The sequence below is a fragment of the Candidatus Fukatsuia symbiotica genome, from assembly GCF_003122425.1.
GTDB lineage: Bacteria > Pseudomonadota > Gammaproteobacteria > Enterobacterales > Enterobacteriaceae > Fukatsuia > Fukatsuia symbiotica.
On sequence record NZ_CP021659.1, the window covers coordinates 718950 to 739341 of the forward strand.

The window sequence follows — 20392 nt, forward strand, 5'->3', positions numbered from 1 at the left end:
TTATACGAAACCTTTCCGTTGCATAATAAAAGAAATAAATGCATCGGCACCGTTTTTTATGGCAGAAAATTGGCTATTATTTCACTGCCTCACTACGTGGGCAAGCTGACGGCCACGCTATTATTTGAACCTCACTCGACTCTATTCACACAATCTGAATTGAGGATAATTTTTTATTTATTACGCACGATGAGTGCCAAGGAAATAGGTAAGAAATTGGCACGTTCTCATCGCACAATAGAAAATAGAATTCGTATTCTATACCAAAAAGCGAAAGTGCATTCATTGCGAGACTTTAAACATTTTTGTCATCAAACCGGCTTTGACCGCACTGTTCCCCACGCGTTTATACGTCCTGGGATACAGTGTATTGAGTAGGAGATTTTCTCATGAGCAACAGACAGAGCAGAGCGAAAAAACGAGAGTTAAAAGATAAGGCCTTGGAAGCGAAAAGAAATGAAAAGAAAAATTGGCTTACCCGATTAAGAAGTTGGTTCAATAAGAAAAAAAAGCCTAAACATCGATTGCCTTAATATTTCCTTCTCCGTTATTCATATAAAAATTTTATTGTTCAATAACTCTATCTTGGCAGAAATATTTTGCCAAGATTTTTTTTCCTTAAATAAAAGTGGAGGCCAGCTGGATCCGGCACATTCCCGGAGGCTAATCGGATCACCCACCCAAGGTACGATTACAAATCTCCAGAAATACTATCAATGCTGAAGTAACAAAAACGTTTATAGAAACCTGCATAAAGAAAAAAATAGGCGTGATGGGAAAATACAATCAAATGATCAAACTTACCCAATTACTCCACCCTAACTGAAATTCTAATATCACTTCACGCTACAAAACCAACTCACTCATAACAAGACTAAGGAAATAACGATGTTTCAACATGATGCCAATGAGATAATCAGCATTGAAGATTTAATACAGTTGACAGGCTATAAAATCCCCTCAAAACAGTGTGAATCATTACATTCAGCGGGAATATTTTTTATCACCCGCCGAGATGGGCGTCCACAGACGACATGGGGACACTTCCAAAATCCACTCAGTTTCCGTCATCTAAACCCTATCAAAGAAACAGCTGCACCTAACTTTGGGGCACTGAACTGATGGGAAGAAAACGGAGCAAGCCAGCAGATAACTGGATGCCTCCTCGGACTTACAGAGGGCGTTCAGCCTATGAGTTTAAACCCAAGTTGGGTGGTACCCTGAGACTGTGTGATTTGACAGCAACGCCTTCACAAGTATGGGCGGCTTATGAAGCGTTATTAAATCATAAGCAAGACGAAAGTATTTTCTCCGGCCTGGTTGAGCAATTTTTTAATTCGGGTGATTTTGTTGAATTAGCAGGGGAAACACAGAAGGATTACCGAAAATATGCACAAAACGCGCTGGCCGTTTTCGGTAAGATGTCTGCTGATAAGATTAAACCTGAGCACATTAGGAAATATATGGACCACCGTGGGGTGAAAAGTCGGATACAGGCGAATCGCGAGAAGGCGTTTATCTCTCGTGTATTCCGCTGGGGTTATGAGAGAGGAAAAGTCAAAATGAATCCTTGCCAAGGTGTCAAGCAGTTCAAAGAAATAGCGAGAACCCGGTATATCACGCATAAAGAATATGACGCGTTATATCATGTTTCACCTTGGGTGGTTCAAATTGCTATGGAGCTGGCTTATTTATGTTGTGCGAGGCAATCAGACATTCTTGCTTTAAGAAAAGAGCACGTTCTTGAAGAAGGTATATTGCTGCAACAAAGTAAAACAGGTGTCGCACAAATAAAAGGTTGGACTGAGCGACTAAGAGCCGTGATTAATCAAGCAAAGTCACTTCCACTCAATACGGGAATGAGCAGCATTTTTGTTATTCACCAGGTTTCAGGTGCGCGGTATACGCGGGATGGATTTAACAGCCGGTGGCTAAAGGCCAAGCAAGAGGCAAAAATGAAATACCCTGAACTGGCATTTGACTTCACTTTTCACGATTTAAAAGCGAAGGGAATTTCCGATCTCGAAGGCACATTGTATGAAAAACAGACTATTTCAGGTCATAAGAATGTGGCACAAACCGCTCGCTACGACAGGAAAATTAACGTAGTTCCGGTGGTAGGAGGTCAATAATATTCTGAAGCGATATTCTGAAAACCGTGCAGCTGATTAAAAAATGTACTTCTCATCATCAATTTGTTTAAAGACAACTATTTGATTTAAAACTTAAAACCAGTGGTGCCCAGGGCGGGACTTGAACCCGCACGGCCTTAAGGCCGAGGGATTTTAAACCAGCCTTGATTCTATTTAAAATCAATCAGTTAAACTGATTTTTCATAATATTTTACTGTTTTTAGACCATTAATCATCAATCGGTTAAGATAAATTGAGTCACAATATTATGAAGAATTTTTGAGACTTGGCTCTTACTTACTGTATCAGTCATGTCACTCATTAATAGGGAACATAACCTTATGCTTTTTTCGTCACTGGAAACTTATATGAGTTTGCCATACACTTCGATGGTGTGATATGAGCGTTTTTTTATATTTATAAAATAAAATTTGATGTAGTATCTTTACCACAAATCATAATATACTTTTATTCATAGAGTAATTAATATAAAGGTATGTATATAAACTAAAAGATTTTTAATATAATGAAAATTGATGCTCTTTTATCGAGAATGAATATTGATCCATCATTTAAAAATGAACTGGGTAGAGTACTCGATAATAAAAAAGAAAAATTTAAAAAAGGTGAAAATTATACACTCTCTTTAAAGAGAATTGTCGGGGCTTCAAACTCTGCGAGTGCAGATTTGTTTAAACCTCATTCATTTAACAAAACAAATCCTAACAATCAAAAAAAAAGAAAAACAGATACACTAGAACAGGTTAATGAAAAAAATGAACTGTATACTAAACAGAAAAAACAAAAAGTTGAAGATACTCATGCTATTAAAATATATGAAGGGAATAGTATTTATTTAAAATTGGAAGAGATTAATAAATGGATAAAGCTTGCTAAAGAGTGTAATGGTCGTTGTGAAATGATTTGATAAATGACTCCTTTAAAAATTCAACATTAACGAAAGCTGGACTGTGTGCCGCTATTACAATGAAATGGCTATCTGAAGAGGGTACACCATTAGAAGAAAATTTTTTGAGTGATTTAAAAACAGAGGGAGGAATTGAAGAAATAGCAGAACTTAATATAATAGAAAAATTTAAATATAAAAGAGATTTCGTGAACACGTGTGTTGAACATTATAATCGGCATCACAATGATTTAGTGGGTTTTGTTAAATATTTCGGGATAAATAATAAAGAAATAGCTAAATTCCCCATTCAATATATTTTTAACACTTACAAAGAAGATATAAACAATATAACTGATTTATGTAATAAAAACGATAGTCTTCTTATTAATCTCATTCATGAACTGGGTGAAAACAATGATGAAATTATAAAATTAGCAAATAAATACCCAAACAAAAATGATACGGGAATAATTGAATCAGCAATTCAATATTGTCTAACTCACAAAGAAGAAGTGCATAATTTGGTAATCCATTGTTTCACTAAAATTGCAGGTTCAATTGATTCAGCGATTAAATACATCAATACTTATGGAAAAGAAATAACCAAGGAAAAAATAGATAAATTATTTTTTCAACATTATACTAACTATAGTATGTACAATAAACCTATACATGAGAAATACAATGAAATAAGTAGATACTATACCTCTAATGATAACAGTTCAAATATGGAAGAAAGATATAATATAATCAGAAATAAAATAAATGAAACACATGATTTTTATAATCATATGGAGTCTAAAATTGGCAAAACAAAAATAGAAAAAACAAAAGAGTGGCCCAGTGACAATGGTAGACATAGAATTACTCTTCGTTCTCATGATACTACATATTCACATGTTGTTGGCATGTATATTGATAAATCCTCTAATACTTTCAAATTCTTTGATTATAATGATCTCACTATTTCGTTTAATAGTGTTGCAGATATGCAAACATATTTTCATATACGTTATAAAAACGAATATAATCTTGCCGAATTAACCAGTGTGGAAAATTTTATACCAGAAATCTGAGTAGGTAATAATCCGTTAATTAGGTGTATCGCTTAAATCCAGTGATATTGATCTTAATCAGGCTATTTTGATACTGGCTGCGTTTTTCATGGTGTAGATATCACCGCTTGCCGTCCAGTTGAACATTCTAAGCTTACCCCTTGTAGATTGTAATCTTAAACCAATTAATACCTCCCCTTCACCTGCCGGGAGGGTGATATCAATATCTTCGTTGACAGCGTTAACATATTCTCCTAATAGCCCCGACCCGGCTTTCCCAAGGTATTGCACATCCATGCCATCACGGGTTATCGTTGCTCTGACCCAATCAGGTGATACGCTCAAGGCTATCCCTTTCTCTTTTCTCCCTAATAGCAACACTCTTCGTGGTGAGGCTGTTTTTTTTATATAAAACAAAGGGAATATTACAGATTGGCTATCGGGAATGCTGCCTTTTTTTGTTTTAAAAAAATTAGGAGACATGTCCAGAATATCCCCTTCTATTTTATCCGCAGACACTGTCCCTTTAAACCAGCCATCGGTGGCATATATCGTCCCTCTGAAGGTGGCATCGTTAAACTCAGCGTGTCCGGCTTTCTCTATTTTCCATCCTGAACGGCCTGCTGCCCAGTTGGTCGACTGGAGAGGCCCACCAATTTTTGTATTAGTGATGGCGGCCTCTTTTATTTTAGCCGTGTCAATGGTCGCATCTTGAATAAAGCCTTCGCGTATAAAGACTTGATTATTTTTTACCGCAAAGGGTGAGAACTTTTTGCCGTTCTGACCGCTTAACAGAATAAAATTATCCGCATTAAAGCCTATTTGTGATTTCACACTGCCACCCTGGGTTTCCACACCCACCACCATACCCGCATCATAATATTTGCCCTGATGATGAATGCCCGCTTTGATGCTGTACAGGGCATTGCCGCCTGATGAGGTAAATTGTGTTGTGGCTTTGGTTTCAATGACGGCGTCGTTGTCACGGAATCGTGCAGTAATCATGTTTTGATATTCCGCTAGCGCCTGGGTTGCCAGGGTTTGAGCACGCTGAGTCTGGCTTATCGCCGTTTCATTTTTGCCAAATCGGGCGGCTATCCGGTTTTGATAGTCAGCCAGGGCCTGGGTCGCTGTGGCGTGCGCGGTGTGGATGTCGGTTATCAGTGCGTCATTTTTGTCAAAGCGAGCAGTCATATCCAGGCGGTAAAGGCTGAATGCCTGGTGGGTATCGGATTGCGCCTGTCTGACCGCTAGAACATCAGCATTGGCACGGTCAAATTGCGTGTCCATTTCCTCTTTGTAGGTGATAAATGCGGTATCCAGATGGGTAGCGGTCTTTTGCACATCTTGCGTTTGTAATTGGCTTATTTTGAAGCGTGATTTAAGTCCCTGATTATACCGTTGTAATGTTTTATCTTGTCGCTCTAGCCTCTCATTCACCTGCAGCAGCGTTTCTTCTACCCGGTCTTTGACCTCCTTTTGGAGTGTGATACGGCTGTGTTCCTGTTTTCTTTCATTGGCCTGGCTGGTTTTTATGAGGGTATCGAGTTGAGAGGTCAGTCTTTTACCGGCCTGCGTGGTCATAATATCATCACGGATGTGATCGAGCACCATCTCCGCATCGTCACTCGATGCCCCCTGCACCCACGGTGTCCAGGCGCCTTGATTGCCCAGTCGATCGACCAGACGGGCACGAAAGTAAAAGGTTCTCCCCGCAGCCAGACCCTGCATCGTGTAATGACGCTGCGGGTAGGCAATGTCAATCAGTGGCTTCTGATGGGCGTCATGAGCAAAACGGCTGCATTCCACCTCGGTTTTTAAGGTATCTTCGGCGCCCGCAGGAAAGGCCCAATTGAGCGTGATGCCAAACACAATTGGTGTGGTGGTCAAGCCAACCGGTTGGGGTGGTGGATTTTCTTTCCCCTGGAGAGGGATTTCTGGCGTCGTGACCCACAGGCTGGTGCTACCCGTCGCGTTAATGGCTCTCACTCTGGCCTGATAGCACCCAGCATAACTGTTGGGCACCTCAAAGCCGCAAGTCAATACCCGCAGTAGCGGCGTCCAGTTGCCCTTATCCCGCCGCCATTGGGCGTCGTAAGCGGTCGCACCGCTGGCTGCCTGCCAATTAACCTGTAAAGTGGTGACGGCTAAACCTTGAGCAATCACCGCATGGCTGGTCAACGTGATGTGTGTCGGAGGGGGTTGAAGGGTCAACGGAATCACACTGATAGGCCGCTCGTCGAGGCGCGTGCCGCTGTCGATACGTTCATATTTATCGGGTCATGTTGGACAGCATTAATGCGATAAGTGTTGTCGTTATTGTCCTCGATACGGGTCACCCGGTAGTGCTGAAGGGCTACGTCATCGGCCTCCACCGACCAAATCGCCTCCGGTTGCGGCGTTTCACTGTAAGCCACACTGACGGTGATAAGTTGACCGTTAACCGCGTGGACGGTTCGAGCCTGAGCTGTGCCACTGGGCAGATTAACCAGCAGCCGATCGCCGGGTTTGACGTCAGCGGGTCTCTCTAAGGTGATGTCGCAGCCGACGGCATGACGAAGTCGCCCCCACTTTTTCTTCCTGATAACATTTCATCGGCAACCGCAATGATGTGCCCTGGTAACGGAATAGCGCCATCCAAGCCGACATCAAAGGTCACCAAGCGGTCTTTGGCATTAGTCAACAGCGCCCAACGACCCCGCCGGTGAGCTTCTGTCTGACGGACACAGCCGATTGCCGTGGTACTCAGTTGATTGATGCCATAGCGTCGCACCAAGGCTTCATCCGAGACCGCTTCAAGGGTACCCTGATAGCTGTTAGCCGGGTCGCTCCAGCTGACCATTGCCGTACTGTAACGGCTTTTTTCTGAGCTACTCGAGTAGGAAAAACGTCCGTCGATGACATTGGCACGGGTGTACAGGTAATCTCGGTCACGGGCATGTCGGCCAGGGCACAGAGTTGATTATTCGCCCAGTACGTCATGCCACGAAATATCGCCGCCAAATCACGTAATACGGTAAAAGCCTCGGCCTGCGATTGGATGTAAACATCACACAGAAAGCGCGGTTCGGTCCCGTTACCCCCTTTGCCATCGGGACGAATTGGTCACAGTATTGCGCGATGCGATACAGCTCCCATTTATCCACCTGTGCAGCGGTTAACCGATGGCCGAGACCGAAGCGGTCGGCGAGCAAAATATCATAGAACACCCAGGCCGGATTATTGCTGTACGCCCATTTGAAAGTGCCATCCCACGTGCCCTTATACGTCCTCGTTGCGGGGTCGTAGGTCGTGGGCACCCGTATTGTACGCATCTTGGGCTCACAGGCAATCACGGGAATGTGCTGAAACTGGCTGGCATCAAATTCGATATACAGCAGAGCGGTGTTGGGATAACGCAACTTGGCATCAATGATTTCGGCCAATGCCTCAATGTGCATGTTATCGGCGAGTCGGTTACTGGTGCTGTTCGGTGTCAGACGACGGACACGGAGTTGCCAACCGGTTTTCGCGTCAGGCAAGTTAATACGGTGTGAACGCTGATACCCTGTACTGGTTTTGCCCTCCACTGTGGTCTTGAGGACAGTATGGTAAGCCCGCCATCGGTCGCCATCTCTATCTCATACTCAACGCGAGTGCCGTTAACATCGCCGTTATCAGTCTGACGTTGCAGCGCCGGCCAGCTAAATCGAATACGCAGCGCAGATAACTGGGTGTTGCTGATAGCCCGCACCCACGGGGTGTCGGCCTTTAACTCGGTGTTGACCGTAACTTCATTTTCAACGTTCGGCATCCCGGTAATGTAGTCTTGCGATGGGGTGCCGGGGCGGTAGTCCCAGGTGACACCGGTAAAATTAGCGCTGCCGTCTGCATTATTAAGCGGGGTGCCATCCAAATAAATACGGGTGCCGTCTAATTCGCCCGCAAATTCCCCTTCACCCAGGGCCAATAATATTTTAGCTTTGGCGGTAGAATGCAGGCTGTCCGGGGATTCTGTGGGCGTAGGTGGCCGCTGGCTACCGCCTTTGTTTCCTGTGATGACCATAGTTTACCCATAAAAAAAGATCGCCTTGGCGACCTGGATTGTGTTCGCTGCTTTGTTATTTTTACATCTGGTCTTCCGCGTAAATGCCCGCAGAAATCACTGCACCCCCGATACGCCGCTTGCCGTAGCCAATCGGTACCGGATTGCCTTGTGCGGTGGAATTCACGGGCCCCCGAAGGCGTAGCTCGGCTTGTTATCAGGGTCCTCACGGCGTGATAACCCACTTTGTTGTGGGGATAGCATCTGAATCACCCCGCCGACCATCATGGAAATGCCAACAGGGGCCAAAAATTGAGCGCCGGGGATAAATGACGCCGCCACTAACATCGCACCGATAATGGTTTGAAACACGCCACCCCGTTTGCTGCCGATAATCACCGGGGCAATGCGAATATCCTGGCTGCCGTGGGCGCTGGCTAATTCTTCTCTGCTAATATTGTGCTGGCCGTTAAATACTGCAAAGGTCAGGCCTTGTGCTTGACTGCGTAACATAAATTGCTCAAACCCAGGCAGGATAACCGACAGCGCTTTTATCGCTTCTCTGGGGTCTCGACCGCGAGTTGATGCACACGGCCAAACAGGTGCCCGAGTTTTCCGTACAGGCGGATTGTTCGTAACGTTTGGTGGAGTGCAGCCATGGTATTGGCTCCCGAAAAATAAAAAAGGCTGCAGGGGCAGCCAGAAGGGTTTCTTGTTCAAAGTTAAGATGATATTAAAGTCGGGCACAGCTTGAATTATTCAGCAGAAGAATACTGAGTAATTTTTGCTAATGTCGCTAACATTGTTTGCGGAAGACTCATTTTATCATTAGCCCTGACACCACATCATTGTGAATACTCAAACACGCAACTGGCAGGATCGGAATCGACACATGACCACCGATTTAATTGTTTGTTCTCTTTCCAATGATTGCTATCTTTATTTACGGTTGATTTGACAGGACTTGAAACCAACAATCGCAAGTCTTTGTTATCATACCCAGCAGAACTATAGACACATACGAATGGAGCAACTTTTTTATCAATAAGAATAATGGCTTCTTTGAAATTGAGCTCCGGCCTTGAATTATCTAAATTTTCTTTACGTTGTCGTGCGCTTGTCCAACCAAGTCCCTCAGGAGGGTAGGTTGCTGTATAAGTGCACTCCTTATCATTACATTGCTTGGTTATCTGTGAGGATGGTGGACAACTGCCGTCTATTGCCCATGAGCTGGTAACACTCATGTACGACACGATCATAAAAAGAGCATGACTAACTTTCATAATTTTCAATTTATTAACCTCATAATATCCACTTTACCACACAAGCAATCCCATTCAGGGATCATCAAGTGACCAAATTAATACAGATTAAAAAAATAATGAAGCCCTTGTAGTTCTACTGGGCTGTGAACCTTATCATCAAAAAATAAAATAACTTTATCAAGATGAGGTCCGGGGCTACAGCTCTATCGCAGCAGTAATAACAATGCAATGTTATTCATTGCTAATGAAGATGAAATTTTGCCATTTCGGACTACTAACGTAGAAAAAAATAAATAAACTGTCCATTTCAAAAAACGTTATGAGAGATCATTTTTTACAGTAATTAGTTCAGTTGTGTCGCATTCAAAGACTCGTGTAAGCTTGGTGTGTATGCAGCGCTATTTTCGGACAACATTAGTTCCCATTTGAATGGTGAAATCGTATTCTCTATGCAAGTTGACATATTGCCAACTCAAGGTGGTACCGTTACGGATATCATTCAGCCTGGCAATATTCTCTTTGTTTGGAGGTTAGATCACACTGACGCACCATTATCAAAAAATGGTATTCAAACTACAGTGACGATTTGTTTACGCTTTCATGCCTAAGATTGCTGATTGGCGTTTAAATGTTATGTCGATCTGACGTTTTTCGCTACAGGACCTTTTGCGCCCTCCTCTACGTCATACTCTACTATCTGACCTTCGTTAAGTATCTTGAAACCATCAGTAACAATATCTGCAGAACAGACCAATGCATCATGACTACCATCACCAGGAGTAATAAAACCAAAGCCCTTCTTTTCGTCGAACCACTTAACACTACCTTTCATAAAAATCACCTCTAGTTTATAAACAGGGGAATATTAGACAAAAAAGCACAGTGATTGTCATAATCTAGCAAATGAGCTTGTGATATAAAATCACCTCAAATTGATTCTACTCGCCATTTCTCGTCCACTGTATTATCAATTTAAAAAATGATAGCACCCTTTTTTGTTATTGATTAACAGTAGCGCGTCGAATGGGAGCACACGTTTTAATTAACAAAAGGTATTTTTGTGATATTTGGTATTTGTTCAGGCACCGACATTACTGAAGAAATGAAGTTAAAGACCCATCAAGTCTGTTTATTGAATGACGTCAGATAAAGAAGACACTATCCAGTTGATGTGACGTTTCTCTATAGAAGGAGAGATATTCACTGCTTCAATGGCGCGGTGAATACAATCATTTTTTAATTTGTCTTTATTAACTGTACATCTTCTCATAATAACCTCTTATGTCTGACCATTTTCACCGTACGCTCTTGCCAATAGCCGCCGTAAGGCACGCGTTGGCTGGGTTTGCCATACAGGTGATGCAATAACATGCCGTCTGCCAGCAAAATCCCCGCATGATTGGCAACCGGTGCGGATACCTGCATCATCACTACATCACCTGGCTGGTATTCTCCGCTAAATTCACGAAATCCACAGGCATACCAATTATCCAGATAATAATTTTCCTTACCGGACTCCCACCAAGGGTACGCTACCCGATAATCGTTCAGTTCAATGCCATGCGTCTGGCGAAAATAAGACAATATCAATCCCCAACAATCGGTATGCCCAAGGACAAATTCACGCCCTACCAGTGGTAGCTCACCCCGTGGCTGAATGGTGCGCACATCGCCTTCGGGCCAGCTGACGATATACCAGGGCAGTTGGGTATGGTCACATTGTGCCCTGTCCAATTCCGATGGCTGACTAGTTGCATCGGGATGACTGTGCACTATCGCGGTGACGGTGCCCCAATTTTCGGCATCCATGTAGCCTTGAGGATCGAGATGAAACTGCTCTGTTGGTTTGGCTGCTAAATTGTTGCAAGGGAAATAACGCTCTTGTCGTGATTGCTGCGCGATGACACCACAACACTCAAAGGGATAAGCGGCAGCCGCATGAGCCAGCATCGCCTGTAGCGTTCTTTTACGCATCATCATCTCTTTATCAGTGCTGAGCCTGGAAACCCGCCAAAAGGTAACGGATTATGTTTGCCGAAACGTTTTTTACATTCCACTAACCGGCCAGTGCATCTGTCTTTGGTCAGATCATCGGTGGGGTTGCCCTGCTCATCAAAATACTGGCTACCCGCATAATCACAGCCGCTGCCGCTGCGGTAGTCACCACGCATCGCCCAGGTGCACAGCGAATGGATTTGCCGTGTAGGAATTAACAAGCCTTGCAAATCCGCCGGGCTGGAGAGGGTAAACTCAACCATCTCGCTGGTTTCCATGGATTTACTGTCAATGGTGTAGACTTGGACTTTTTCTTGTGTCGGATCGGCTTCGGGATTGCCTTCTAGAAAATTACGCGCATCCAGATAGTGTTTGAAGGTGTCGTTAATAATAACTTTAGCTTGTACCATGTCGTCAAATTTCAAGCACAGGGCAGTAATGCTGCCATCGAGGTTGGCAACGGTTAATCTGGGTTGCGCTTGTTGTCCATCACTGGCGGTTTCCAGTCCTTCTATCTGTACGGGCCAGGGAGCATATTCCTTACCTTGCCACCAGATGGATTTTGCGTTGAGCTTGGTTTCATCAGCTGCAGCGGTGGTCAGTTCTTCCGGTGTATGGGCTAAGGTATCCGCGTGGAAGCGCAAAATATCGGCATTAAATTGTGTGCCATCGACTTCGAACAGACGAATGCGATTGCCTGGCAACAGACGTTGCAGGTCGGTATGGATTGCCATGATGTTACTCGCTATTTAAGGCTGGAAGGCTTGCTCAAAGATAAAGCTGATGGACAGGATATTACCTCCCAACGGAGTGACCCGGATAGAATCGGTTGCCACGCGGTAGAGGCCCAGCACCCCATAGGGTGGTGTCCACAAGCAAGGTTGTATGCAGTGTTGGCGAACAAAGGTGAGTAACGGCAGCATGTCTGTTTCGGTGCCCTGAAAGGTTAGCGGCCAAGATTGGCTTTCGGGATTGATTCCGTCGCCCGCAACCTGTTTGTAGCCATCACCGAACTGCGCCACCCTGACGCGATGTAAAAAACTGCCCTCCGGGGTACCCTGAGTACGCCAGGTGAAGGTATCGATTGCCATAATTGTATCCTGATTATTTAATCACCCCCGCCCGTGCATCGCCATCCATAAAGGCGTACCGGGCTTGCTGAGCTGTTCACTGATAGTCGTGGTAATCGCTGTTTTGATTTGTTTTCGCAGGGCGGCGCTATCCTGTGTGCTTGGGCTGGATTGCTGTCCCATCCCTTGATTCAAAATATTAATATCCCCCACGTTGATTGCTACCGCTGTAGCTTTCCCTTGCCTCCCCAATGAAGGGGGCACGGTGATTTTGTTTGGCGATGACTGACCGGGCCCCCTTCCGCATAACCGCGCATCAGATATAAGGCTTCATATAGCGTAGGCTGTATAAATTGATGTATAATTTCAAGATGACTTATCCATTAAAATTTCGCCAACATGTATTGGCTATTAAAGAGCAAGAAAAGCTTACATATGCCCAAACGGCCACACGTTTTTGTATTGGGACCGCAAGTCTGATGCGCTGGGCTAAACGAATAGAACCTTGTCTGACACGTGATAAACCCGCCAGTAAAATAGCTCGAGCGGCGTTGATTCTTGATGTGGAAACCTACCCTGACGCGTCTCAATACGAGCGAGTCCAACGTATGGGAGTGAGCGCTAGAGGTATCTGCCATGCGTTGAAACGGGCAGGGTTTAGCTATAAAAAAAACATTTTATCATCCAAAAGCCAACGCCCAATCCCGAGAAGATTTTCAGATCAAGATCCAGGCCTATGAAGCCAGCGAGACCCCTATTATTTACGTTGATGAAAGCGGTTTTGCTCATGACATGCCCCGCCTCTACGACTATTGAGCTAAAGGTAAGCGGTGTTACGGTCAACATGATTGGCACGCTAAAGCACGTACCAATGTCATTGGCGCTCAGCTTAACGGAAAATTAACCACCGTTTGTGCCTTTGAATACAATATCAATAGCGATATTTTTCATGCGTGGGTAACCCAAGACTGACTGCCAAAAATCCCTCAAGGTGCTGTTATCGTGATGGATAATGTGAGCTTTCACAAACGCCAGGATATCCAGTCTACTATACAAAAATCTGGTTTTATTCTGGAATATCTCCCGACGTATTCTCCTGACCTCAACCCGATTGAGCACAAATGGGCTCAGGCTAAAGCCCTTCGTAGGAAACGACAATGCGATATCGACACTCTCTTTTCTGACCCTTTATTTTGAATCAATTTATACGGCTACAGCCATAAGCCTGTATCTTAGTCTGAAAATCTTTTCGTGCTTGGACGTCGATTTTGGGATGATAAAATGTTTTTTTTATAGCTAAACCCAGCCCGTTTTAACGCATCGCCTATCCCTCGAGCACTGACCCCCATACGTTGAGCGCGTTCGTATTGAGACGCGTCAGGATAGGTTTCCACATCAAGGAGCAACGCGGCGTGATTTATTTTGGTCGCCGGTTTATCACGAGTTAGGCAAGGGTCGATACGTTTAGCCCAGCCCAGCGCATTAGGCTCGCTGTCCCCACACAAAAACGGGTGGCTGTTTCGGCATAGGTGAGCTTTTCTTGCTCTTTAATAGTCAACACATGTTGGCGGAATTTTAAGGGATAAGTCATCTATAGAAAGTGAAACTTTAATGGAGAGTTCATTTCAACAGTATAAATCAATTTATACTGCCGATGCTATATATACCCAAGTGAAATCAAGATGCAGGATTTAGCGCCTGGAAATTATCGTTTAAGCGAGATACCAGAGAACTTGCCATTTGTGGTAGCTTCACCTCAAAGAAGTTTAAGATATCGTTCTTAAAACTCTGTTTAGATGGGTAATATCTATTGTTTCGTGTTTGCTCATTCATCACCTTCCACAATCGCTCTATCGGGTTTAGATTCGGGCTATACGGCGGAAGGTAATGAAGCTGGATATTCAACGTAAGCGCGGCGTCTTGCACAAGCTGTGAACGGTGATAGCCTGCACCCTCGAGGATCACATGTGCCGTTGTCGTGATGGGATAATGCGCGCGAATGGCAGACAGGAAGTGAACCACATTTTCGCTGTTAATCGTCTCATCATCACGGATTATGGGGTTAGCCACATTCTGGATGCTCAAGGCTCCCATGATATTCAACCGCGTTCTGCTCCCGGTGGTCTCTATCGTTTTATCCTGGCCTTTTCGTATCCAGCCGTAGCTTATTTTGGTGGTTTGTGTCGGATGAACGGCATCAATAAACAGTATGGGGTCATTACCCGCGGCGTCTTTCAATTCGCTGTAGGTCTTTATAAATTGCTGCTGTTTCTCAACGTCAAATTTATGCGGAACACCTTTCGGCTTTTTATAGCTAAAGCCATGCTGCTTCAACCCTTTATACAGACCTGATACGGTAAAGGTGATGTTCCAGCGTCCAGCGATATAGGCCACAATTTGGTGATTGTGGTGGTAGAGCGGCTGGGTGAGATGTTCAACCAGCGACGTGGTCTGTTCCGCATTGAGATAGCCATCGGAGCCGCCATTTTCAGGCTTGAGCTTGTTGAGTTTATGATAGTCTGTAAGGTGGCGCCGCACCGTGGTTTCATTAATGAGCTGTGAGTGAGCAATCATAAGGGGAGTCCAGCCGTCTGCGGACAACAAAACACACCGGATCCTGTCACAGACACGGCGGTCATGGCTTTGACGATGTTGGGCTTCGAGGGTAATTTTCTGGTCAGCAGTCAGCTCTATTTTCATGGCTATGAGCATGATCCTTATCGACTTCAAAATCAAGCATCTTCATTGATCACGGGTATATATAAAATTTTGGATGACAGAACACGTCCTCCCACATACGGTAAAATTCATAGGAGGATATTCATCTTAATCAGGCTATTTTGATACTGGCTGCGTTTTTCATGGTGTAGATATCACCGCTTGCCGTCCAGTTGAACATTCTAAGCTTACCCCTTGTAGATTGTAATCTTAAACCAATTAATACCTCCCCTTCACCTGCCGGGATGGTGATATCAATATCTTCGTTGACAGCGTTAACATACTCTCCTAATAGCCCCGCCCCGGCTTTCCCAAGGTATTGCACATCCATGCCATCACGGGTTATCGTTGCTCTGACCCAATCAGGTGATACGCTCAAGGCTATCCCTTTCTCTTTTCTCCCTAATAGCAACACTCTTCGTGGTGAGGCTGTTTTTTTTATATAAAACAAAGGGAATATTACAGATTGGCTATCGGGAATGCTGCCTTTTTTTGTTTTAAAAAAATTAGGAGACATGTCCAGAATATCCCCTTCTATTTTATCCGCAGACACTGTCCCTTTAAACCAGCCATCGGTGGCATATATCGTCCCTCTGAAGGTGGCATCGTTAAACTCAGCGTGTCCGGCTTTCTCTATTTTCCATCCTGAACGGCCTGCCGCCCAGTTTGTCGACTGGAGAGGCCCACCAATTTTTGTATTAGTGATGGCGGCCTCTTTTATTTGAGCGCTGCCAATGGTCGCATCTTGAATAAAGCCCTCACGTATAAAGACTTGATTATTTTTTACCGCAAAGGGCGAGAATTTTTTGCCATTTTGCCCACTTAACAAAATAGACCTCTTCGGAAACTCTGATTTATCCAATTTCCATGTTATAAATTGCTGCAATCAGATTAAATCGTAATCCAAAACGTTTTCGCTTGTTTCGATAACGATCTGATACGATTTTAAATCGTTTAATCATACCAATGACATTTTCGTTTAATACACGCTGGCTTGATAACTCACGATTGTTGCGTTTATCTTCTTTTGTTAAGGGATTTTTCTTTGTCTTTTTCTTAGGCAACGCCGAGTTTGAATGGATCTTGCCAAACCCTTGGTAACCTGTATCTGTCACTGTTTTGATTTCAGGATGTATTCGCACGCCAGACTCTTTGAACAACCTAAAATCATGACGCCTCCCATGAGTAAAGCTTGTACAGATGACTGCTTTGCTTTTTTTATCGACGATCACTTGGGTTTTTAAGGTGGGTCGTTTCTTTTTTCCTGAGTAAAACTGCTTTTGTTTTTTTGGGGACGTTCAATCGGCGTTTCTGTGGCATCAATAAGAACGAGCTCATACTCCCTATCACTTTTTAATAAAGCTTTGCGTCCAGGGAGTGCAAAATCAGGATGCTTTATTAGCGTATTTTCTATCCATTTAATCGTTTCATAGCAGGTGCTCTCACTCACCCCATCGCTTCGGCTAACATGAAAATAAGTGCGATATTCCCGTAGATACTCAAGGGCCATTAATAAGCGATCTTCTAAACCCAGCTTGGGTTTCCGACCTCCTTTCCCTTGCTTACATTTATCTGCTTCATTCAATATCTTTATCACCTTTTCAAATGTACTGCGTTTAACTCCGGTTAAGCGCCGAAATTTTTCCTCTTCCAATACCTTTATTTGTTCATATTTCATGGGGGCTCCTTGTTCAGGAGATTTTTAACAACATTCCTACATGAATGCTATAGCAGGCGCCGTATCAGTTGATTATGAAAATTAGAAATAACATATTGATATTAATTAATATTTATTAACAAAAGTGATCACGTTACATGGCGCCTGCTATAGTTTCCGAAGAGGTCTATTAATCAACCGCGCCGAACCTCTGGGTTTTCCATAAAAATGATCGCAGCATGTGTTATATTTTCGGCTTCCATTCCTTTAATGAAATTACTGTATAAAAGATGCCCATCCCGTCCCATGAAATAATTTAACCTTAATGATCCACGGGATATACCTAATTGCTCATTTCTTCTGCTCGTAGTGGGGTGCGGAAGGATGCCCTCTGCTTCTGGTCGACCAGTGCCTCTCAAATAATAGTAATCTGGTACTGGTGCACCATCCACTTTAATACTTGCATGCACACTTTCGTGTAACAGAATTTGTAACCTTTCCGTTCTATCCTTTGTGAAAAACGCATCATTGAACGCTATTTTATTTTTCTTTGGACTATAATACGCAACGACGTTCCCTCTTTTTTGATCGTGGATCGACACCCTCCTTACACTCTTTTCATTGCTTTGCAACCATTTTCCGGTCTCTTCAAGAGATTCTATATTTTTCTTAATATTTTTAATGTCTATATCAGTCAACTCACCGGGCGTGTCATATCCCAAATACGCAGCTGCTATTTTTCTCCCTTTTTCAGTATCAAGCGCAGTCCTAGCTTTCCGAAGGGTTTCCACCATATCATCTACAGTATCATGAATTGCTCGGCCATTAACAACATCGTTTTGCCAAATAGCTTTTAGTCCTCGTTCATGCACCACAGTCCGACTTAACATACGATTGATACGGCTAGACATACGATTGGCAAATGTTCCTGAAACATCCTCTGAAGTATATCAGGTGGAGAAGATCCGGCTGAAAGGCCTGGTTGGATTTCATATGCATCAAAAATTTGAGGGTCTAATACTTTAGATTCATCAATGGGGGCTCTTGTCCCCATCGTGCCAAACAGCATATTGACCCCGCCGTTAATCATATGGCTGTAGCCGTATAAATTGATTCAAAACAAAGGGTCAGAAAGAGAGTGTCGATATCGCATTGTCGTTTCCTACGAAGGGCTTTAGCCTGAGCCCATTTGTGCTCAATTGGGTTGAGGTCAGGAGAATACGTCGGGAGATATTCCAGAATAAAACCGGATTTTTGTCTAGCAGACTGGATATCCTGGCGTTTGTGAAAGCTCACATTATCCATCACGATGACAGCCCCTTGAGGGATTTTTGGCAGTCAGTCTTGGGTTACCCACGCATAACAAATATCGCTATTGATATTATATTCAAAGGCACAAACGGTGGTTAATTTTCCGTTAAGCTGAGCGCCGATGACATTGGTACGCGCTTTAGCGTGCCAATCATGTTGACCGTAACACCGCTTACCTTTAGCTCAATAGCCGTAGAGGCGGGGCATCTCATGAGCAAAACCGCTTTCATCCACGTAAATAATGGGGGGCTCGCTGGCTTCATAGGCCTGGATCTTGACCTGAAAATCTTCTCGGGATTGGACGTTGGCTTGTGGATGATAAAATGTTTTTTTTATAGCTAAACCCTGCCCGTTTTAACGCATGGCAGATACCTCTAGCGCTCACTCCATACGTTGGGCTCGCTCGTATTGAGACGCGTCAGGGTAGGTTTCCACATCAAGAATCAACGCCGCTCGAGCTATTTTACTGGCGGGTTTATCACGTGTCAGACAAGGTTCTATTCGTTTAGCCCAGCGCATTAGACTTGCGGTTCCAATACAAAAACGTGTGGCCGTTTGGGCATATGTAAGCTTTTCTTGCTCTTTAATAGCCAATATATGTTGGCGAAATTTTAATGGATAAGTCATCTTGAAATTATACATCAATTTATAAAGCCTACGCTATATCACCCACACCCTGGCTGCGTTGTAACTGCGTATCACCGTTGATGGCTTTATCTGTACCCAGTCCAGTCTGAGTTGCGCCAATGCCCAACAACGTCAGGCTCCCCAGTCCTGGAAAAATGAGCATGCTCACGGCTGCTATATCTGCCGCCGCTCTCAGGTTCATTAATAGTTGTTCTTTGAAAACCTCACCATTGGTGGTAGTCAGTGTATTGGCATCAGCTTCCGTGCGCTCTTTAGCCTGTTGTGTCAACCAGGTAAAAGCGTCTTCTCTGATGGGTTTTGGATCATAATTAATGTATTTACTGTCCCAGTGATTCTGGCCAAGTTCCCTGAGAGCAGTGTCAACTCCAGAATAAGAATGAACGTCCTGTCGGTTATATAATAGACCTCTTCGGAAACTATAGCAGGCGCCATGTAACGTGATCACTTTTGTTAATAAATATTAATTAATATCAATATGTTATTTCTGATTTTCATAATCAACTGATACGGCGCCTGCTATAGCATTCATGTAGGAATGTTGTTAAAAATCTCCTGAACAAGGAGCCCCCATGAAATATGAACAAATAAAGGTATTGGAAGAGGAAAAATTTCGGCGCTTAACCGGAGTTAAACGCAGTACATTTGAAAAGATGATAAAGATATTGAATGAAGCAGATAAATGTAAGCAAGGGAAAGGAGGTCGGAAACCCAAGCTGGGTTTAGAAGATCGCTTATTAATGGCCCTTGAGTATCTACGGGAATATCGCACTTATTTTCATGTTAGCCGAAGCGATGGGGTGAGTGAGAGCACCTGCTATGAAACGATTAAATGGATAGAAAATACGCTAATAAAGCATCCTGATTTTGCACTCCCTGGACGCAAAGCTTTATTAAAAAGTGATAGGGAGTATGAACTCGTTCTTATTGATGCCACAGAAACGCCGATTGAACGTCCCCAAAAAAACAAAAGCAGTTTTACTCAGGAAAAAAGAAACGACCCACCTTAAAAACCCAAGTGATCGTCGATAAAAAAAGCAAAGCAGTCATCTGTACAAGCTTTACTCATGGGAGGCGTCATGATTTTAGGTTGTTCAAAGAGTCTGGCGTGCGAATACATCCTGAAATCAAAACAGTGACAGATACAGGTTACCAAGGGCTTGGCAAGATCCATTCAAACTCGGCGTTGCCTAAGAAAAAGACAAAGAAAAATCCCTTAACAAAAGAAGATAAACGCAACAATCGTGAGTTATCAAGCCAGCGTGTATTAAACGAAAATGTCATTGGTATGATTAAACGATTTAAAATCGTATCAGATCGTTATCGAAACAGGCGAAAACGTTTTGGATTACGATTTAATCTGATTGCAGCAATTTATAACATGGAAATTAGATAAATCAGAGTTTCCGAAGAGGTCTAATGAAAAGTGACTGGCAAGTTCCGCGCGCTTATGACTGTCTCCAGCCTGTTCCAGAACCCAGTTATTAAGCTGTTGTTTATCATCAAACTCATGAAATGTTTTATCACCACCTGGTTTGTATAAAATAATTTTTCCGTTGGCACCGTGAACCAACAGCATATCGTTTGCCGGATAGCCATAAATATCAAAG

Annotated in this window: 25 protein-coding genes and 3 pseudogenes; 9 read left to right on the top strand and 19 right to left on the bottom strand. The window is 43.6% G+C overall.

The features are described 5' to 3' along the window. The first annotated feature begins 69 nt into the window (after window positions 1-69). The 6 genes from CCS41_RS16425 (at window position 70) to CCS41_RS03480 (ending at window position 4118) form a co-directional block, all read left to right on the top strand. Window positions 70-378 (top strand): helix-turn-helix transcriptional regulator, encoded by a 309-nt coding sequence (locus CCS41_RS16425; protein WP_240313817.1) that lies wholly within the window; start codon window positions 70-72, stop codon window positions 376-378. Window positions 379-389: 11 nt separating this feature from the next. Further along, window positions 390-533 carry a hypothetical protein gene (locus CCS41_RS15555; RefSeq protein WP_162859961.1) on the top strand — a complete coding sequence of 48 codons (144 nt, stop codon included), beginning with the start codon at window positions 390-392 and terminating at the stop codon, window positions 531-533. 355 nt (window positions 534-888) lie between these two features. Then, entirely contained in the window at window positions 889-1122 is a 234-nt protein-coding gene (locus CCS41_RS03465) for a DUF4224 domain-containing protein (RefSeq protein WP_119797152.1), read from the top strand. Continuing rightward, window positions 1122-2132, top strand: coding sequence for a tyrosine-type recombinase/integrase (locus CCS41_RS03470; RefSeq protein WP_119797153.1), 1011 nt, complete (start codon window positions 1122-1124; stop codon window positions 2130-2132). Before CCS41_RS03465 ends, CCS41_RS03470 begins: the two co-directional genes overlap by 1 nt. Window positions 2133-2658: 526 nt before the next feature. Then, window positions 2659-3060 carry a hypothetical protein gene (locus tag CCS41_RS03475; RefSeq protein ID WP_119797225.1) on the top strand — a complete coding sequence of 134 codons (402 nt, stop codon included), beginning with the start codon at window positions 2659-2661 and terminating at the stop codon, window positions 3058-3060. 59 nt (window positions 3061-3119) lie between these two features. After that, window positions 3120-4118: a hypothetical protein gene (locus CCS41_RS03480; RefSeq protein ID WP_119963819.1), complete on the top strand. Its 999-nt coding sequence runs from the start codon at window positions 3120-3122 to the stop codon at window positions 4116-4118. 57 nt (window positions 4119-4175) lie between these two features. Here the strand turns inward: CCS41_RS03480 and CCS41_RS16430 are convergent, their stop codons facing one another. The 10 genes and pseudogenes from CCS41_RS16430 to CCS41_RS03520 all read right to left on the bottom strand — a co-directional run bounded on the left by CCS41_RS16430 (window position 4176) and on the right by CCS41_RS03520 (window position 12715). Next, on the bottom strand, window positions 4176-5387 hold the full coding sequence (locus CCS41_RS16430) for a phage tail tip fiber protein (RefSeq protein ID WP_323586429.1): 1212 nt from the start codon (window positions 5385-5387) through the stop codon (window positions 4176-4178). Between the two features lie 225 nt (window positions 5388-5612). Beyond that, window positions 5613-8142 (bottom strand): annotated as a pseudogene (locus CCS41_RS03485) (TipJ family phage tail tip protein); the annotation flags it as partial. 61 nt (window positions 8143-8203) lie between these two features. Continuing rightward, a pseudogene (locus CCS41_RS03490) lies at window positions 8204-8780 on the bottom strand (tail assembly protein). Between the two features lie 186 nt (window positions 8781-8966). Continuing rightward, a complete protein-coding gene (locus tag CCS41_RS03495) occupies window positions 8967-9413 on the bottom strand; it encodes a DUF3757 domain-containing protein (RefSeq protein WP_162859952.1) in 447 nt (148 codons plus the stop codon). A gap of 604 nt (window positions 9414-10017) precedes the next feature. Continuing rightward, complete coding sequence (locus CCS41_RS03500) at window positions 10018-10218, bottom strand: cold-shock protein (protein ID WP_072551152.1); 201 nt, start codon at window positions 10216-10218, stop codon at window positions 10018-10020. Between the two features lie 297 nt (window positions 10219-10515). Next, a complete protein-coding gene (locus tag CCS41_RS15560; RefSeq protein ID WP_162859953.1) occupies window positions 10516-10656 on the bottom strand; it encodes a hypothetical protein in 141 nt (46 codons plus the stop codon). After that, window positions 10653-11360, bottom strand: a complete 708-nt coding sequence (locus tag CCS41_RS03505; RefSeq protein ID WP_072551153.1) for a C40 family peptidase — start codon at window positions 11358-11360, stop codon at window positions 10653-10655. The genes CCS41_RS15560 and CCS41_RS03505 overlap by 4 nt, the downstream gene beginning before the upstream one ends. Before the next feature lie 2 nt (window positions 11361-11362). Beyond that, on the bottom strand, window positions 11363-12115 hold the full coding sequence (locus CCS41_RS03510; RefSeq protein WP_072551154.1) for a phage minor tail protein L: 753 nt from the start codon (window positions 12113-12115) through the stop codon (window positions 11363-11365). 15 nt (window positions 12116-12130) lie between these two features. Beyond that, window positions 12131-12472 carry a phage tail protein gene (locus CCS41_RS03515; RefSeq protein WP_072551155.1) on the bottom strand — a complete coding sequence of 114 codons (342 nt, stop codon included), beginning with the start codon at window positions 12470-12472 and terminating at the stop codon, window positions 12131-12133. A 21-nt stretch (window positions 12473-12493) separates the two neighbouring features. Next, on the bottom strand, window positions 12494-12715 hold the full coding sequence (locus tag CCS41_RS03520; protein WP_119797090.1) for a hypothetical protein: 222 nt from the start codon (window positions 12713-12715) through the stop codon (window positions 12494-12496). A 107-nt stretch (window positions 12716-12822) separates the two neighbouring features. On the opposite strand from CCS41_RS03520, the gene CCS41_RS03525 reads away from it, so the two are divergent. Then, entirely contained in the window at window positions 12823-13191 is a 369-nt protein-coding gene (locus CCS41_RS03525) for an IS630 transposase-related protein (protein ID WP_119797717.1), read from the top strand. Window positions 13192-13456: 265 nt separating this feature from the next. Further along, a complete protein-coding gene (locus CCS41_RS17595) occupies window positions 13457-13648 on the top strand; it encodes a transposase (protein ID WP_240313880.1) in 192 nt (63 codons plus the stop codon). 35 nt (window positions 13649-13683) lie between these two features. On the opposite strand, the gene CCS41_RS03535 is transcribed toward CCS41_RS17595, so the two are convergent. From CCS41_RS03535 to CCS41_RS03575, 8 genes are all read right to left on the bottom strand, one after another. Next, window positions 13684-13956: an IS630 transposase-related protein gene (locus tag CCS41_RS03535; RefSeq protein ID WP_240313839.1), complete on the bottom strand. Its 273-nt coding sequence runs from the start codon at window positions 13954-13956 to the stop codon at window positions 13684-13686. Between the two features lie 172 nt (window positions 13957-14128). Beyond that, a complete protein-coding gene (locus CCS41_RS03540) occupies window positions 14129-15151 on the bottom strand; it encodes an IS630 family transposase (RefSeq protein ID WP_119797227.1) in 1023 nt (340 codons plus the stop codon). A 130-nt stretch (window positions 15152-15281) separates the two neighbouring features. Beyond that, the gene (locus CCS41_RS03545; protein WP_162859981.1) at window positions 15282-15998 is read right to left on the bottom strand and encodes a phage tail tip fiber protein; all 717 of its coding nucleotides are present in this window, start codon (window positions 15996-15998) and stop codon (window positions 15282-15284) included. A 25-nt stretch (window positions 15999-16023) separates the two neighbouring features. After that, window positions 16024-16847, bottom strand: a protein-coding gene (locus tag CCS41_RS03550) for an IS5 family transposase (protein WP_240313840.1) whose coding sequence is annotated in 2 segments (ribosomal slippage) — window positions 16024-16460 and window positions 16460-16847 — 825 coding nt in all. Because the reading frame shifts where the segments join, the coding sequence is not laid out codon by codon here. A 173-nt stretch (window positions 16848-17020) separates the two neighbouring features. After that, entirely contained in the window at window positions 17021-17737 is a 717-nt protein-coding gene (locus CCS41_RS03555; RefSeq protein WP_119963832.1) for a hypothetical protein, read from the bottom strand. Between the two features lie 175 nt (window positions 17738-17912). Beyond that, a complete protein-coding gene (locus CCS41_RS17600; RefSeq protein WP_240313886.1) occupies window positions 17913-18131 on the bottom strand; it encodes a transposase in 219 nt (72 codons plus the stop codon). A 387-nt stretch (window positions 18132-18518) separates the two neighbouring features. Further along, complete coding sequence (locus tag CCS41_RS03570) at window positions 18519-18764, bottom strand: IS630 transposase-related protein (protein ID WP_240313841.1); 246 nt, start codon at window positions 18762-18764, stop codon at window positions 18519-18521. A 28-nt stretch (window positions 18765-18792) separates the two neighbouring features. Continuing rightward, window positions 18793-19230 (bottom strand): hypothetical protein, encoded by a 438-nt coding sequence (locus tag CCS41_RS03575; protein ID WP_119797231.1) that lies wholly within the window; start codon window positions 19228-19230, stop codon window positions 18793-18795. A 124-nt stretch (window positions 19231-19354) separates the two neighbouring features. Here CCS41_RS03575 and CCS41_RS03580 point away from each other — a divergent pair. After that, a protein-coding gene (locus CCS41_RS03580; RefSeq protein ID WP_240313793.1) for an IS5 family transposase occupies window positions 19355-20178 on the top strand; the annotation gives its coding sequence in 2 pieces (ribosomal slippage) (window positions 19355-19742 and window positions 19742-20178; 825 coding nt in all). On the opposite strand, the pseudogene CCS41_RS17605 reads toward CCS41_RS03580, so the two are convergent. Next, window positions 20131-20391, bottom strand: a pseudogene (locus tag CCS41_RS17605) (dermonecrotic toxin domain-containing protein); the annotation flags it as partial. The gene CCS41_RS03580 and the pseudogene CCS41_RS17605 overlap by 48 nt on opposite strands. Window position 20392 lies beyond the last annotated feature (1 nt).